Source organism: Rhizobium sp. K33 (assembly GCF_056501445.1).
Genome location: NZ_CP096478.1, coordinates 2,261,229 through 2,275,295, shown reverse-complemented (window position 1 = coordinate 2,275,295; position 14,067 = coordinate 2,261,229). Strand labels below are relative to the sequence as shown.

Here is a 14,067-nt window from a genome sequence, read left to right as displayed (position 1 = left end):
TCAACGTCCGACATTCACAGCGCTGATCGGTTCATTCGCCGAATTGGCTTGTCGCCTTGATGGCGCGGCGGCTATGCGGTCGCTTTGAAAATCGCGGAGCCAGACCGGTTACGGTCCCGAGGCCCGCTCAGGAGTGCCATGCTAAAATATGTCGACTGGATCTGGGCGGTGCTTGCCGGCGCGCTGCTCGCTGTCATGGTGACCATCAACAGCGGACTGGCGGCACTGACGACACCCTTCACTGCTTCCTGGGTGGTGCATGGCGTGGGTGGTGTCGCAGCCTTCTTCCTCCTGATTGCGAACGGGGCGGTGGCCCGGCGGGCCGGACGCATGCCGGCGAGCGGCAAGGCGCCGCTTTGGTCCTATCTCGGCGGCGCGCCGGGTGCCTTTGCGGTGGCGTTGAGCTCGATTGCGGTCAATTCCGAGCTGGCGCTCGCCGGCGGCCTGTCGCTTCTTCTCGTCGGGCAGATCCTGTTCGGCCTGGTCTCGGACCAGTTCGGCCTGTTCGGCACGCCGAAGCGAAGCCTGAACCGCTTCGATTTTCTCGCCACAATCTGCGTGATCGGCGGCAGCGCGCTGCTCATATTCTCGAAGGGGGCGTAAGATGTTGGGTGCCGTCTTCATCGCCCTGATCGGCGGAGCCGCCGTCGGCATGAGCCGCTCGATCAACGGGCGGCTCACCATGGATCGCGGGGCCTTCACGGCCTCGGCCTGGAACCACTGGATCGGCTTTCTGCTGCTGACTGTCTATGTGCTGCTCTTCCACCGGGTCGGTCTGCCCCTGCTTTCCGACGTGCCGTTCTTCTTTTTCGTCGGCGGGGTCATCGGGGCCTGCTTCGTGGCGATCAGCTCCTATGTCTTTCCGCGCATCGGGGCAGCCCGTTCGGGGCTTCTGATCATCGGTGGCCAGATGATCACCGGCCTGCTGATCGACCTGGCACGCGGGACCGCGCAGTTTCACCCCGGTCAGCTGGCGGGCGTGGCCTTGATCCTCACGGGCATCTACCTGACCCGCTATACGCGGTAGGGGACCCGTTGCGGCGTTCCGGAAGGTGACGCGGCGCAGGTTCGGCCGCGCGACCTGACCAAATTGTAATCCCGCGCGCCACGTTTCAGGCTTTGCCGTCTGCGGCAATCGGCCTATATCGCTTGCCATGTTTCAAGCTGTCGCCCGCCTCTTCGAAAACTGGCTCGATCCCTTCGCCCGCACGGACAATCTGCGTCCGCCGCAGAAGACCTGGGCCTTCGTCTGGTTCTATGTCAGCCAGGCCAAGTTCGCCTTCTTCCTCATGGCCGTCTTCGGGGGAGCCGTGGCCATGCTGGAGGCGGGGCTCTTCTGGTTCGTCGGACGGCTGGTCGATCTTCTCGATACGGTGCCGAAGGAGGCCGGGTGGGACGGGCTGATCGCCGCCCATGGGCTCGAACTGCTTGCCATGGCGCTGATCGTGCTGATCGGGCGCTTCATCGTGGTGACGATCGGTGCGCTGGTCGAAGAACAAGTGATTGTTCTCAACTTCTTCAATCTCGTGCGCTGGCAGGCGCATGCGCATGTGGCGCGCCAGTCGATCTCCTTCTTCCAGAATGATTTCGCCGGCCGCATCGTCACCAAGGTCTGGTCGGCCGGACAATCGACCGGCGATCTCCTGACCTCGCTTCTGCAGGTCGTCTGGTTCATGGTGATCTACACCGTTTCCACCATGGCGCTGGTGGCGCAGCTCGACTGGCGCCTTGCCGCGATCATCGGCGCCTGGGTCGCGATCTTCCTGGTGCTCGCCCGCTATTTTGTGCCGAAGATCCGCCACCACGCGAAGGAGACCGCTGAGGCGGCTTCGATGCTCAACGGCCGTCTGGTCGACAGCTATTCCAACATTCAGACCTTGAAGCTCTTTGCCCGCGAGCGGCAGAACGATCACTACATCCGGGCCGGTTTCGATCGCTTCCAGGATACGCTCCGGCCTTTCGCGCGTCTTCTGACGGGCGTGCGCTCCTCGCTTGCCATCCTGTCCGGCTTCATGATCCTGATGGTGGCGCTGCTCTCGGTCGATCTGTGGTTCGCCGGCGCCGTGACGGCCGGTGGCGTGGCCTTCACGCTCGGCCTCGTTCTGCGCCTCAACATGCTGCTCGGGCGGATGATGACCCAGCTTAACGGCATCATGCGCAATATCGGCACGATCCAGAATTCGGCGGAGCTGGTGGCAAAGCCGATCGGGCTCACCGACAAACCCGATGCCGCCAAGCTGCAGGTGAAGTCACCCGAGATCCGGTTCGAAAACGTCACCTTCCATTATGGCCGCAAGAGCGGGGCGATCGATCATCTTTCGCTGACCGTCGAGCCGGGCGAGAAAGTCGGGATCGTCGGGCGTTCCGGAGCGGGCAAGTCGACGCTCGTCAATCTGATGCTCCGTTTCTACGACTTGGAGGGTGGGAAGATCCTGATCGACGGGCAGGACATCTCGACGGTGACGCAGGAAAGCCTGCGCTCGCAGATCGGCATGGTCACGCAGGACACGGCCCTCCTTCACCGATCGATCCGGGACAACATCCTTTTTGGCCGCGAAGACGCGAGCGAGGACATGCTGCTGAAGGCCGCCGAACGGGCGGAAGCGCTCGACTTCATCCAGCGGCTCGAGGATCAGCGGGGCCGCAAGGGTTTCGATGCGCATGTCGGCGAGCGCGGGGTCAAGCTTTCCGGCGGCCAGCGGCAGCGCATCGCGATTGCCCGCGTCATGCTGAAGGATGCGCCGATCCTGGTGCTGGACGAGGCAACCTCGGCGCTCGACTCGGAAGTCGAGGCGGCGATCCAGTCCAATCTGGATCGCCTGATGCAGGGCAAGACGGTTCTGGCGATCGCGCACCGGCTCTCGACGATCGCCGCTCTCGACCGTCTCGTGGTCATGGACAAGGGCCGCATCATCGAGCAGGGCACGCATCAGGAGCTTGTCGATCTGGGCGGGCTCTATTCGGAACTCTGGGCCCGCCAGTCGGGTGGTTTCCTCGATACGAGAAGTGAACTCGCTCCGGTCTGAGGCGCGTGATCGAGACGCCACGACATTTTAACTGGCTGCATTGCTTGATGAACTGCCTCTCACACTTGCGTTAAATCAAGCAATTGGGGATGGTATCCAGGAAATCCGCGACAACGTGGCTCGTTGCCTGCGGGAGACTGGACAGAATAGATTATCGGGCTTAGAACGCGCCAATCTGGCGGGGAATCTGTGGCTGGACAGTGGCCGAACTGTGATTCCCGCTGCGGGGGCAAATGCGGTATGTCGCAGGATTGCGAGAGGAAAAAGTGACCGTGAGCGAACACGAGACAACGACAGAACATGCGGCCGAGCCTACGCGCCGCGACTTTCTCTACATGGTGACCGGTATGGCCGGTGCGGTTGGTGCGGCTTCGTTCGCTTGGCCGTTCATCGACCAGATGCGTCCGGATGCATCGACGCTCGCGCTCGCTTCGATCGAAGTGGACGTCTCGGCGCTCGAGCCTGGCATGTCGCTGACCGTCAAGTGGCGCGGCAAGCCGGTGTTCATCCGTAACCGTACGGAGCAGGAAGTCGAAGAGGCCAAGGCGGTTGCCCTTGCTGAATTGAAGGATCCGATTGCCCGCAACGCAAACGTCGATGCTACCGCTGAAGCGACCGACCTGGCGCGCTCGGCCGGCGAAGGCAAGGAAAACTGGATCGTCATGATCGGTTCGTGCACCCATCTGGGCTGCGTGCCGCTCGGTCAGGCGGGTGACTTCGGCGGATGGTTCTGTCCCTGCCACGGCTCGCACTATGATACGGCGGGCCGTATCCGCAAGGGTCCCGCGCCGACGAACCTTCCGGTGCCGACCTTCGCATTCACATCCGACACTGTCATCACGATCGGCTGAGGGGATTAAGACACAATGAGTGGCCATTCGAGTTACCAGCCGTCCACCGGCGTCGAAAAGTGGATCGATGCGCGCCTGCCGCTGCCGCGTCTGATGTATGATAGCTTTGTCGCCTATCCGGTTCCCCGCAACCTGAACTATGCCTACACCTTCGGTGGTATGCTGACCGTCATGCTGCTGGTGCAGATCCTCACCGGTGTCGTGCTTGCCATGCACTATGCCGCTGAAACGACCGTCGCTTTCAATTCGGTCGAAAAGATCATGCGTGACGTGAACAATGGCTGGCTGCTGCGCTACATGCATGCCAACGGCGCATCGTTCTTCTTCATCGCCGTCTATCTGCATATTGCCCGTGGTCTCTACTACGGTTCCTACAAGGCACCGCGCGAAATCCTCTGGATCCTCGGCGTTGTCATCTTCCTCCTGATGATGGCGACCGCCTTCATGGGCTACGTCCTGCCCTGGGGCCAGATGTCCTTCTGGGGTGCGACGGTTATCACCGGCTTCTTCACCGCCTTCCCGTTTGTCGGTGAGTGGATCCAGCAGTTCCTGCTCGGCGGCTTTGCAGTCGACAACCCGACGCTGAACCGCTTCTTCGCGCTGCATTACCTGCTGCCGTTCATGATCGCCGGCGTCGTCATCCTGCACGTCTGGGCGCTGCACGTCACCGGCCAGACCAACCCGACAGGCGTCGAAGTGAAGTCCAAGACCGATACCGTTCCCTTCACGCCCTATGCGACGTTGAAGGATGCACTCGGCCTCTCGGTCTTCCTCCTGGTCTTCGCCTACTTCATCTTCTACATGCCGAACTATCTCGGCCATCCGGACAACTACATCCCGGCTGACTCGCTGAAGACGCCTGCGCACATCGTTCCGGAATGGTACTTCCTGCCGTTCTACGCCATGCTGCGTGCGATCACCTTCAATGTCGGTCCGATCGACTCGAAGCTCGGCGGCGTTCTGGTGATGTTCGGTGCGATCATCGTCCTGTTCTTCCTGCCCTGGCTTGACACCTCGAAGGTCCGCTCGGCCGTCTACCGTCCGTGGTACAAGCTGTTCTTCTGGATCTTCGTTGCCAACTCGATCCTGCTTGGCTGGCTCGGTGCCATGCCGGCGGAAGGCATCTATGTTGTCCTGTCGCAGGTCGGTACCGCCTACTACTTCGGCTTCTTCCTCGTGATCATGCCGCTACTCGGCCTGTTCGAGACGCCAAGGCGCATCCCGAACTCGATCACCGAAGCGGTTCTCGAAAAGAGCGGCAAGTCCGCTGCCGCACAAGCCTGAGCACGTGAGAGGACGATAACAATGAAAAAGCTTGTCACGAGCATCGCGCTGATCGCCGCCATGGCCGGATTTTCCGGCCAGGCGCTCGCAGCGGAAGGTGGCGATCTGGCCGAGATGACGCATCACGCGGCGCAGACCGGTCACTACCCGATCCTGAAGCCCGAGCAGATGGACTGGTCCTTTGCCGGTCCCTTCGGCAAGTATGACAAGGCCCAGCTGCAGCGTGGCCTCAAGGTCTACACCGAAGTCTGCGCCGCCTGTCACTCGATGGAGCTTGTCGCCTTCCGCACGCTGGAAGACCTCGGTTATTCCGAAGCGCAGGTGAAGGCTTTCGCGGCCAATTACGAAGTGACCGATGGTCCGAATGCCGATGGTGAGATGTTCACCCGTACGGCTGTTGCATCCGACCATTTCCCGGCACCGTTCCCGAACAAGGAAGCGGCGGCTGCTGCGAACAACGGTGCGGCTCCGCCGGACTTCTCGCTGATCGCCAAGGCACGCGGCGTCACCCGCGGCTTCCCGACCTTCGTCTTCGACATCTTCACCCAGTACCAGCAAGGCGGCCCGGACTATATCCATGCGCTGCTGACCGGTTACCAGGATCCGCCGGAAGGCGTTGAAGTTGCCGAGGGCACCTACTTCAACCCGTATTTCATCGCCGGTCAGTCGCTTGCCATGGCACAGCCGATCTCGGACGGTCAGGTGACCTATGACGACGGCTCGCCGGAAACGCTGGAGCAGTATTCGCTCGACGTCTCCGCCTTCCTGATGTGGGCTGCTGAGCCGCATCTCGAAGACCGCAAGCGCATGGGCTTCATGGTCATGGTGTTCCTCGCGATCTTCACCGCGCTGATCTACCTGACGAAGAAGTCGGTCTACGCGAACAAGGAACACTGATCCGATCGAGGATCACGTTTCACGGAAAAGGCGGTCCTCGGGCCGCCTTTTTTGTTGGGGGGCAATACCATTCTTGGTAAGGTCCCGCGTAACTTCCTCCCGATCCAATCCGGATGCTTCATGACCAAGATTGCCCACGAACTCGCCGCCGCCATTCGCTCCATTCCCGACTACCCGAAGCCTGGGATCATCTTTCGGGATATCACCACGCTGCTTGGCGATGCGCGGGCGTTTCGGCGGGCCGTCGATGAGCTGGTGCAGCCCTATGCCGGTCTGAAGGTTGACAAGATTGCCGGCATGGAAGCGCGCGGCTTTATTCTCGGGGGGGCTGTCGCCCATCAGTTGTCGGCCGGCTTCGTGCCGATCCGCAAGAAGGGCAAGCTGCCGCACGAGACGGTGCGGATCGCCTATAGCCTGGAATACGGCGTGGACGAAATGGAAATCCACATGGATGCGGTGAAGCCGGGCGAGAAGGTGATCCTGGTCGATGATCTCATCGCGACCGGGGGTACGGCCGTCGGGGCCGTTCAACTCCTCAGGCAAATCGGAGCGGATGTGGTCTCGGCCTGCTTCGTCATCGACCTGCCGGAGCTCGGCGGGCGCAAGAAGCTCGAGGCGCTGGGGGTGGAAGTCCGCACGCTGGTGGAATTCGAGGGGCACTGAGCCCCTCGACGGACCGGCCACCCCTTGGCCGGTGCTCTCCGTGCTCGCCTAGCGTTGTGCCAAGACCAGTTTTCCCGCCATCACGAGAAATCCGCCGGACAGGAGGCGGTTGACGACGCGCATCCTGCGGGGGCGGGTCACGAGCCCCTGTCGCATGGCTGATGCGGCGACACCGTAGAGCGCGAAGACGACGAAGGTCACGCCCATGAAGACGAGGCTCAGAAGGGCCATCGTGACAAGGGGTGCCGGATCCGCCGGCGTGACGAATTGCGGCAGGAAGGCGAGGAAGAACAGAGATAGCTTCGGGTTCAGGAGGTTGATCAGCACTGCCTTGCGGATGATCCGCCAGGCCTCCTGGCGCGGCTCAGCGGCGGGATCGGCCGCAAGGCCGCTGCGCCACAATCCGATCGCCATCCAGACGAGATAGCCGATGCCGGCATAGCGGATCGCCTCGAAGAGGCGGGGCTCGGCGGCAACCAGGGCGGCAAGGCCGAGGGCGGCGGCCAGCATGTGCGGGATGATACCGAGCGTGCAGCCAAAGGCGGCGATGATTGCGCTGCGGCGCCCGCCGCCAAGGGCTGCCGCCAGCGTGTAGAGCGCGCCCGTGCCCGGCGTCGCGACGATGATTAGGGTGGTCAGAAAGAAGTCGAGGGTCATGCAGTGTCTCCTGCGGTTTGCGGGAGAGACTGTGTGATGCTCAGAGCTTGTGGTCTTGTACAGGATTGCAGCTCAGCCAGGCGCTGCGGTAGACGCCGGGTGTAAGGCCGAAGCGGCGGCGGAATTCGCGGTGCATGTGGCTCTGGTCGACATAGCCGCAGGCGGCCGCGACCTCTGCGGGCGCCATGCCTTCCGCCAGCAGGCGCCGGCTGAGGAGCGCGCGGCGCTGCATGTGATAGGCATGCGGCGTCAACCCCGTGTGGCGCAGGAAGGCGCGGATGAGCTGGAAGCGGCTGAGACCGGCTTCCCTCGCGAGCGTTTGAAGATCCGCTGCCTGGGCCGGCTCTTCGTCGAGGCGCTTGCGGATATGCTGCAGAGTTAAGGGTAGGGGGGCGGGGGGCTGCGCCCGGCGGATCAGAGCCTTGCCGAGCAGAAGGACGAGCGTCTCCCGGAAGGCGTTCGCGTCGGCTTGTGTGTCTGAGGTTCCAAGCTGCGCATGGAGCGTGGAGAGAAGGCGGTGGATCGCCGGATCCGTGAAAACCGGAAATTCGAATTCGAGATCGGAGCGTGTCGAGACGAGATCTCCAACGCTGTCGGCGACGAGATCGGGCGTCAGATAGAGCATGTGCCAGCTGCGGGCTGTCCTCCCGAGCGGTGCGCCGTCATGCACCTCGCCGGGATTGACCGTGATCAGCTGGCCCGCTTCCGCCTCGACCTGGCCGCGACCGGAGGCCGAGATCTGGCCGCCCGCCGTCAAAAAGCCGATGCCATAGGTGTCATGGGTGTGTTTGGCAAAGACATGGGCGCTCGTGGCCGAGACCGCTTCCAGGCCGGCAAGGGGTGTCGGGTGGAAGCGGAAGTCAGCCATGGCGTTTAGCCGGCGAGGGCGGCGGTGATATCCGCCTCGATTTCGGCGGGTGCCGTGCGCGGCGAGAAACGGGCGATGGGCTTGCCGTCGCGGCCCACGAGGAATTTCGCGAAGTTCCAGCCGATCTCGGCACCCCGTTCGGCGCCGGGCGTTTCCGCCTTCAGATAGGCGTAAAGCGGGTGCGTGCCCGACCCGTTGACCTCGATCTTGGCGAAGAGCGGAAAGGTGACGGCGAACTGGGTTTCGCAGAAGAGGGCGATCTCCTTCTCCGTGCCGGGCTCCTGGGCGCCGAACTGGTTGCAGGGGAAGCCGAGGACTACGAGATCCGGGTTCGCCTCGTAGAGGGCTTCCAGGCCTTCGTATTGCGGGGTCAGGCCGCAGGCGCTCGCGGTGTTGACGATGAGCAGCACCTTGCCGGCGTAGTCGCTCAGGCTGCGTTCGGAGCCGTCGATGGTGGTCATGGTGAAGTCGTGTACGGTCACGGCGCTCGCTCCTCGTCGGGGAAGAATTCAATCAGATTGCTCTTGAAGCGCAAGACGGTCTCGCCGTTCTGGTTCACGCCCTCGGAGAGAGCGGAATTCAGGATATAGCGATGGCGGCCCTGAACGGTGCGGCTCTCAAGCGGAGTCATGAAGAAGGTGATCGTATCGCCGGCATAGACCGGTTTCAGCCATTGCAGCTCAGCAAAACCGGGGGAGGGGCCGAGCTTCGGCGGAGCGATGCCCTCGGTCTGCAGCCGCGTTATCTCGCGCGTTATGAAGCCGATGAAGCTCTTCATCCAGTTGGCGCAGGTGTGCCAGCCGGAGGCGCAGAGTGCGCCGAAGACGTAAGTTTTCGCCGCCTCTGCATCGACATGGAAGGGCTGGGGGTCGAATTTCTCGGCAAAGCGGACGATGTCGTCTGCCGTGAAGGTGACCGAGCCAAGTTCGAGCCGGGTGCCGGCGGGGTACAGGTCCAGCAGTTTCATGCCGACACCTCCACGGCTTCGCGACGGCGCACCATGACGGCGTTGCGGGCCTTCAGCACGGTTTCGCCGCGCTCGTTCTTCAATTCATGACCGAAGGTGACGATGCCGAGATGTGGTCGCGAGCGCATGACGCGGGTTTCCTCGACCACCGACTGGCCCGAAAGCGTGTCGCCTGCCAGCACGGGCTTCCGCCACTGCATGAACTCGATGCCGGGCGCGCCTTCCGAGGCGGCCCTCAACACATAGGCGTCGATCATCAGTCGCATGAAGAGGCTGGAGGTGTGCCAGCCGGAGGCCGAGAGGCCACCGAGGATGCTCGCCTTGCCTGCCTCTTCGGACAGGTGCATGGGCTGCGGGTCGAATTCGGTGGCGAACTCGATGATCTCCTCGGCGGTTACCAGACGCGGACCGAGCGCGAAGCTTCGGCCCTCGGTGAAGTCCTCGTAGTGAAGCCTGTCGTCCTGCATGCAACATGTTCTCCAATGCACTGCCAGTCGCTATGGTCATAAGCGGGAATCGTGAGGTGGTCCATGGTGGGTTGGGCGGATCAGGCGGGCTTTCTCGCTGATATCGATGACGAGGCGCGACGGGCGCTCGAGGCGCTGAAGCCGATGCATGTCCCGGCGCGGACTACCCTGTTTCGCCCGGGGGATGCGGCTCAAAGCTTCGTCATCCTGCTTTCCGGGCGCATCGGCGTTTATCTCACCGGGCGCAACGGGCGGGAGCTTCTTCTCTATTCCGTCACACCCGGCGAGACCTGTGTGCAGACCACGCTCGGTGTGCTGGGTGGGGCGCCCTATACGGGCGAGGCGGTGGCGGAAAGCGATCTGGTGGCGGTGATGGTGCCACCTGCCGTCTTCGAGCGGCTGATGGCCAGTTCGCCCGCCTTCCGCGCCTTCGTCTTCAAGGCATTTGCCGACCGGTTGGGCGACCTGATGTTCGTGCTCGAACAGGTGGCTTTCGTGAAGGTCGAACAGCGGCTGGCCCATGCACTGCTCGAGCGGGCCGACGACGAGGGCCGCGTGACGCTCACGCATCAGGAGCTCGCGGTCGTGATCGGTACGGCACGGGAGGTCGTGTCGCGGCGGCTGGAGGCGCTCGCCTCGAAGGGCGTGGTGGCAAGCGAGCGCGGGCAGATCCGCATCATCGAGAGAGGCGAGCTCGCCCGCATGGCGAGGGCCGGCGAGCTTTGAGACTTGCCCAATTGCGTGACTTAGTCACCGACGGGTTCGAGGGGCGGCGCTAGTCTCATCCCATCGTCAATCGAACGGAGGGAAAAACCATGTTTGCCAAGAATGTCGGCGGTCTCGACCGCGTGCTGCGCATCGTTGTCGGGCTCGTGCTCTTGTCGCTCTTCTTCATCTATCCGGGCGCGTGGTGGCGCTACTACACGCTGATCGGCGTGGTGCCGCTTCTGACCGGCCTGATGTCGACCTGCCCGCTTTATTCGATCATGGGTCTGTCGACCTGCCCGGTGAAGCGGGCCTGACGGCCGGCGTGCTGATTTAACAAAAAAGGCCGCGAGGGGATCGCGGCCTTTCGTCGTTCTGGTCGTTTCGCTTCAGGTGTTGAAGCGGAAGTGGATGACGTCGCCATCCTGGACGACATATTCCTTGCCTTCGTCGCGGCCCTTGCCGGCTTCCTTGGCGCCGACTTCGCCCTTGTAGGCGATATAGTCGTCATAGGAGATGGTGAAGGCGCGGATGAAGCCGCGTTCGAAATCGGTGTGGATGACGCCGGCGGCCTGGGGCGCCTTGGTGCCGCGGACGATGGTCCAGGCGCGGCATTCCTTCGGGCCGACGGTGAAGTAGGTGATGAGGTCCAGCAGGTGATAACCGGCGCGGATCAGGCGGTCGAGGCCGGCTTCATCGAGGCCGAGGGCCGAGAGGAACTCGGTGGCTTCCTCTTCCGGCAACTGGGCGACTTCGGCTTCGATGGCAGCCGAGATCACGACGCATTCGGCACCCTGTTCGGCGGCCATCTTGGCGACGTCTTCCGTATGCTTGTTGCCGGTTGCGGCATCGCCCTCGGCGACATTGCAGACATAGAGGACCGGATGCGAGGTCAGGAGGTTCAGGCCCTTCAGGACTTCGATCTCGTCGGCGGCCATGGTCTTCAGCAGAACGCGGGCCGGCTTGCCTTCGTTCAGAAGCTTGATGACGGCTTCCATGACCGGCAGCTGGGCGGCGGCTTCCTTGTCCTTGCCGGTCGCGCGCTTGCGCGCCTGTTCGACGCGGCGCTCGAGGCTTTCGAGGTCTGCCAGCATTAGCTCGGTCTCGATCGTGTCGGCATCACCGACCGGGTCGATCTTGCCTTCGACATGGGTGATGTCATCATCTTCGAAGCAGCGCAGCACGTGGACGACGGCGTCGACTTCGCGGATGTTGGCCAAAAACTTGTTGCCGAGACCTTCGCCCTTCGACGCGCCGCGCACGAGGCCGGCGATGTCGACGAAGGAGATGCGGGTCGGGATGATTTCCTTGGAGCCGGCGATGTCGGCCAGCTTCTTCATGCGCGGATCGGGAACGGCGACTTCACCGGTGTTCGGCTCGATCGTGCAGAAGGGGTAGTTCGCTGCCTGGGCGGCCGCCGTCTTGGTCAGCGCGTTGAAAAGAGTGGACTTGCCGACATTCGGCAGCCCGACGATACCGCATTTGAAGCCCATGGCTCTATATACCTGCTCGGGATGGATTTTCGTTGCCCACGCCTATGGGGTATAGGAGGGGCATGGTCAAGTGTTGCGGCCCTTTGCGGCCTCTAGATCCGGAAGGAACCCATGGCGAAGGATACGGTACTGACGCCGAAGACGGTGACCAAGCCCAAGGTAGAGAAGCCGCGGCTCTACAAGGTGCTCCTGCACAATGACGATTATACGCCGCGCGAATTCGTCACGATCGTCCTGAAGGTCGTGTTCCGGATGAGCGAGGAGACGGGCTACCGGGTGATGATGACGGCGCACAAGTTCGGCTCGGCGGTCGTCGTGGTCTGCACGCGGGAGATTGCGGAGACCAAGGTCACGGAGGCCATGGATCTCGCCAAGGAAGCGGGCATGCCGCTGCTCTTCACCGCAGAACCGGAGGAGTGAGGACGGGGGGCAACTTTTGCTCCTGTCGGTTTGACAGGCTTCATGTCGGAATACCCCCCTCTGTCACTGCGTGACATCTCCCCCACAAGGGGGGAGAGCGGGGCTCTCCTTGAGACGCTAGGCTTAGAGTGCCGTCGGCGCTTTGTCAGGTTGCCTGCGGAATGCGGGCGATCACCTTGATCTCGAAATCGAAGCCGGCGAGCCAGTTCACGCCGATCGCGGTCCAGTTCGGATAGGGAGGGGCGGGGAAGACCTCTGCCTTGACCTTCATGATCGTCCCGAACTGGTTTTCGGGATCGGTGTGAAAACTGGTGACGTCGACCAGATCGGCAAAGGTGGCGCCGGCTGCGGCGAGGGTCGCTTCGAGATTGGCGAAAGCGCGGCGCACCTGGGCTTCGAAGTCCGGCTCGGGTGTCCCGTCCTCGCGGCTGCCAACCTGACCGGAGACGAAGAGGAGGTCACCGCTACGAATGGCGGCGGAATAGCCGTGTTGTTCGTAAAGCGCATGGCGGTTTGCGGGGAAAACGGGTTCTGGCTTGGTCATGGTGGTCCTTTCGAGCATGCGACATCGTTCCGCCCGACTGACCGGGTCGGCGAAATGCCGCTTAGCTGTGGTGCAAAGATTTCATATACGATGCGTATGTTGGTTTAGTTGCATACGCGCCGTATGTCAAATTTATATACGTGTCGTATGTGAACTGTGGAGGCTCTCTTGAAACGGACGCGATCGGAAAGCATGGCGGAAAACCGCAGGAAGCTGATCGCGGCTGCGCGCAGGGCTTTTGCGGAGAAGGGCTATGCGGACGCGTCCATGGATGTACTGACCGCCGACGTCGGTCTGACGCGCGGTGCGCTCTATCATAATTTCGGCGACAAGCGCGGTCTCTTCGCCGCTGTGGTCGACGAGATCGACACGGAGATGGCCGAGCGCGCCAAGGCGCGCGGTGCAGCAGCCGGTGCGGGTTGGGATGCACTGCTGGCCGAGGGGGCGGCCTATATCGAGATGGCGCTCGATCCGGAAGTGCAGCGCATCGTGCTGCTCGACGGTCCGGCGGTGCTGGGCGATCCCTCACTGTGGCCGAGCCAGAATTCCTGCCTGCAGGTGACCCGCGAGGCGATCCAAGGGCTGATGGGCGAGGGCGTGTTGAAGCCCGTGGATGCGGAGGCCGCGGCCCGGCTCATCAGCGGGGCCGCGCTCAATGCCGCCATGTGGATTGCAGCGAGTGCGGAGCCGGAGCGCGTGTTGCCAAAAGCGCAGGAGGCGTTTCGAGTACTGGTCGAGGGACTGCTCGCCAAGGCGCCGGCATAAGCCGCCGCATTAGGGCGCAAACCAATTGCTTACCGCCACGCGCTAGTCTCGGCGCATGGTTCCGGATCCTCAAACCCTTCCAGAAGCGGCCACCTGGCACTATGTCGTCACGCTTGTGGCTCTTGCCCTCCTGGGCGCGCTCGGCCATGTCGTGCGCGCGGTCTTCAATATCCTGCCGGATCGTCTGTCAGATCGGCCGATGATGGATCTCATCATCAGCGACGGCTACAGCTGGCACGACATGATCTTCAAGACGGAATACGACGAGGCCGGCTACTACCGTCTCGACAGTCTGCACAATCTGCGGCTTGCCGTTGGCTGGACCATGCTCAGCGGCTTCGTGGTCCTGATGGTCGGTCCTGACGTCTCGAAGCTCTGCGCTTACTTTATCGACAGCGCGATCGTCGCGCTCATCGATCTCTTCTGGTACCGCGTCGAGACTTTTGCGTGGTGAGGCTTT

General features: G+C 62.6%; 19 protein-coding genes. 12 read left to right on the top strand and 7 right to left on the bottom strand.

All coding sequences use genetic code 11. The features are described 5' to 3' along the window. Positions 1-138 precede the first annotated feature (138 nt). From M1E12_RS11235 to M1E12_RS11205, 7 genes are all read left to right on the top strand, one after another. Positions 139-603 carry a DMT family transporter gene (locus M1E12_RS11235; RefSeq protein WP_479564771.1) on the top strand — a complete coding sequence of 155 codons (465 nt, stop codon included), beginning with the start codon at positions 139-141 and terminating at the stop codon, positions 601-603. A gap of 1 nt (position 604) precedes the next feature. Beyond that, entirely contained in the window at positions 605-1,027 is a 423-nt protein-coding gene (locus M1E12_RS11230) for a DMT family transporter (protein ID WP_479564770.1), read from the top strand. 127 nt (positions 1,028-1,154) lie between these two features. Continuing rightward, a complete protein-coding gene (locus tag M1E12_RS11225) occupies positions 1,155-3,026 on the top strand; it encodes an ABC transporter ATP-binding protein (RefSeq protein ID WP_479564769.1) in 1,872 nt (623 codons plus the stop codon). Positions 3,027-3,298: 272 nt separating this feature from the next. Next, positions 3,299-3,877 carry a ubiquinol-cytochrome c reductase iron-sulfur subunit gene (gene petA / locus M1E12_RS11220; RefSeq protein ID WP_136541081.1) on the top strand — a complete coding sequence of 193 codons (579 nt, stop codon included), beginning with the start codon at positions 3,299-3,301 and terminating at the stop codon, positions 3,875-3,877. Positions 3,878-3,892: 15 nt separating this feature from the next. Continuing rightward, positions 3,893-5,161 (top strand): cytochrome b, encoded by a 1,269-nt coding sequence (locus M1E12_RS11215; RefSeq protein ID WP_479564768.1) that lies wholly within the window; start codon positions 3,893-3,895, stop codon positions 5,159-5,161. A 21-nt stretch (positions 5,162-5,182) separates the two neighbouring features. Further along, positions 5,183-6,058, top strand: coding sequence for a cytochrome c1 (locus tag M1E12_RS11210; protein ID WP_479564767.1), 876 nt, complete (start codon positions 5,183-5,185; stop codon positions 6,056-6,058). 120 nt (positions 6,059-6,178) lie between these two features. Then, entirely contained in the window at positions 6,179-6,721 is a 543-nt protein-coding gene (locus M1E12_RS11205) for an adenine phosphoribosyltransferase (RefSeq protein WP_113458726.1), read from the top strand. A 48-nt stretch (positions 6,722-6,769) separates the two neighbouring features. Here the strand turns inward: M1E12_RS11205 and M1E12_RS11200 are convergent, their stop codons facing one another. From M1E12_RS11200 to M1E12_RS11180, 5 genes are read right to left on the bottom strand one after another with little or no spacing between them, the layout of a single operon-like run. Next, complete coding sequence (locus M1E12_RS11200; protein ID WP_479564766.1) at positions 6,770-7,378, bottom strand: LysE family translocator; 609 nt, start codon at positions 7,376-7,378, stop codon at positions 6,770-6,772. A gap of 40 nt (positions 7,379-7,418) precedes the next feature. Further along, positions 7,419-8,246 carry an AraC family transcriptional regulator gene (locus M1E12_RS11195; protein ID WP_479564765.1) on the bottom strand — a complete coding sequence of 276 codons (828 nt, stop codon included), beginning with the start codon at positions 8,244-8,246 and terminating at the stop codon, positions 7,419-7,421. A 5-nt stretch (positions 8,247-8,251) separates the two neighbouring features. Next, positions 8,252-8,728: a glutathione peroxidase gene (locus M1E12_RS11190; RefSeq protein WP_479564764.1), complete on the bottom strand. Its 477-nt coding sequence runs from the start codon at positions 8,726-8,728 to the stop codon at positions 8,252-8,254. Further along, positions 8,725-9,213: a MaoC/PaaZ C-terminal domain-containing protein gene (locus M1E12_RS11185; protein WP_479564763.1), complete on the bottom strand. Its 489-nt coding sequence runs from the start codon at positions 9,211-9,213 to the stop codon at positions 8,725-8,727. The genes M1E12_RS11190 and M1E12_RS11185 overlap by 4 nt, the downstream gene beginning before the upstream one ends. After that, positions 9,210-9,680: a MaoC family dehydratase gene (locus tag M1E12_RS11180; RefSeq protein ID WP_479564762.1), complete on the bottom strand. Its 471-nt coding sequence runs from the start codon at positions 9,678-9,680 to the stop codon at positions 9,210-9,212. Before M1E12_RS11180 ends, M1E12_RS11185 begins: the two co-directional genes overlap by 4 nt. A 63-nt stretch (positions 9,681-9,743) precedes the next feature. On the opposite strand from M1E12_RS11180, the gene M1E12_RS11175 reads away from it, so the two are divergent. Both M1E12_RS11175 and M1E12_RS11170 read left to right on the top strand, forming a co-directional pair. Beyond that, positions 9,744-10,406 (top strand): Crp/Fnr family transcriptional regulator, encoded by a 663-nt coding sequence (locus tag M1E12_RS11175; protein ID WP_479564761.1) that lies wholly within the window; start codon positions 9,744-9,746, stop codon positions 10,404-10,406. Between the two features lie 89 nt (positions 10,407-10,495). After that, the gene (locus M1E12_RS11170; protein ID WP_113458733.1) at positions 10,496-10,702 is read left to right on the top strand and encodes a YgaP family membrane protein; all 207 of its coding nucleotides are present in this window, start codon (positions 10,496-10,498) and stop codon (positions 10,700-10,702) included. 72 nt (positions 10,703-10,774) lie between these two features. Here the strand turns inward: M1E12_RS11170 and ychF are convergent, their stop codons facing one another. Further along, positions 10,775-11,878 carry a redox-regulated ATPase YchF gene (gene ychF, locus M1E12_RS11165; RefSeq protein ID WP_479564760.1) on the bottom strand — a complete coding sequence of 368 codons (1,104 nt, stop codon included), beginning with the start codon at positions 11,876-11,878 and terminating at the stop codon, positions 10,775-10,777. A 111-nt stretch (positions 11,879-11,989) separates the two neighbouring features. Here ychF and clpS point away from each other — a divergent pair, with 111 nt between their 5' ends. After that, positions 11,990-12,298 carry an ATP-dependent Clp protease adapter ClpS gene (gene clpS, locus M1E12_RS11160; RefSeq protein WP_006725606.1) on the top strand — a complete coding sequence of 103 codons (309 nt, stop codon included), beginning with the start codon at positions 11,990-11,992 and terminating at the stop codon, positions 12,296-12,298. 145 nt (positions 12,299-12,443) lie between these two features. On the opposite strand, the gene M1E12_RS11155 is transcribed toward clpS, so the two are convergent. Next, positions 12,444-12,842, bottom strand: a complete 399-nt coding sequence (locus tag M1E12_RS11155; RefSeq protein ID WP_310242073.1) for a RidA family protein — start codon at positions 12,840-12,842, stop codon at positions 12,444-12,446. A 168-nt stretch (positions 12,843-13,010) separates the two neighbouring features. On the opposite strand from M1E12_RS11155, the gene M1E12_RS11150 reads away from it, so the two are divergent. Further along, positions 13,011-13,607 (top strand): TetR/AcrR family transcriptional regulator, encoded by a 597-nt coding sequence (locus tag M1E12_RS11150; protein ID WP_479564759.1) that lies wholly within the window; start codon positions 13,011-13,013, stop codon positions 13,605-13,607. Between the two features lie 55 nt (positions 13,608-13,662). Continuing rightward, a complete protein-coding gene (locus M1E12_RS11145) occupies positions 13,663-14,061 on the top strand; it encodes a hypothetical protein (RefSeq protein WP_479564758.1) in 399 nt (132 codons plus the stop codon). Positions 14,062-14,067 lie beyond the last annotated feature (6 nt).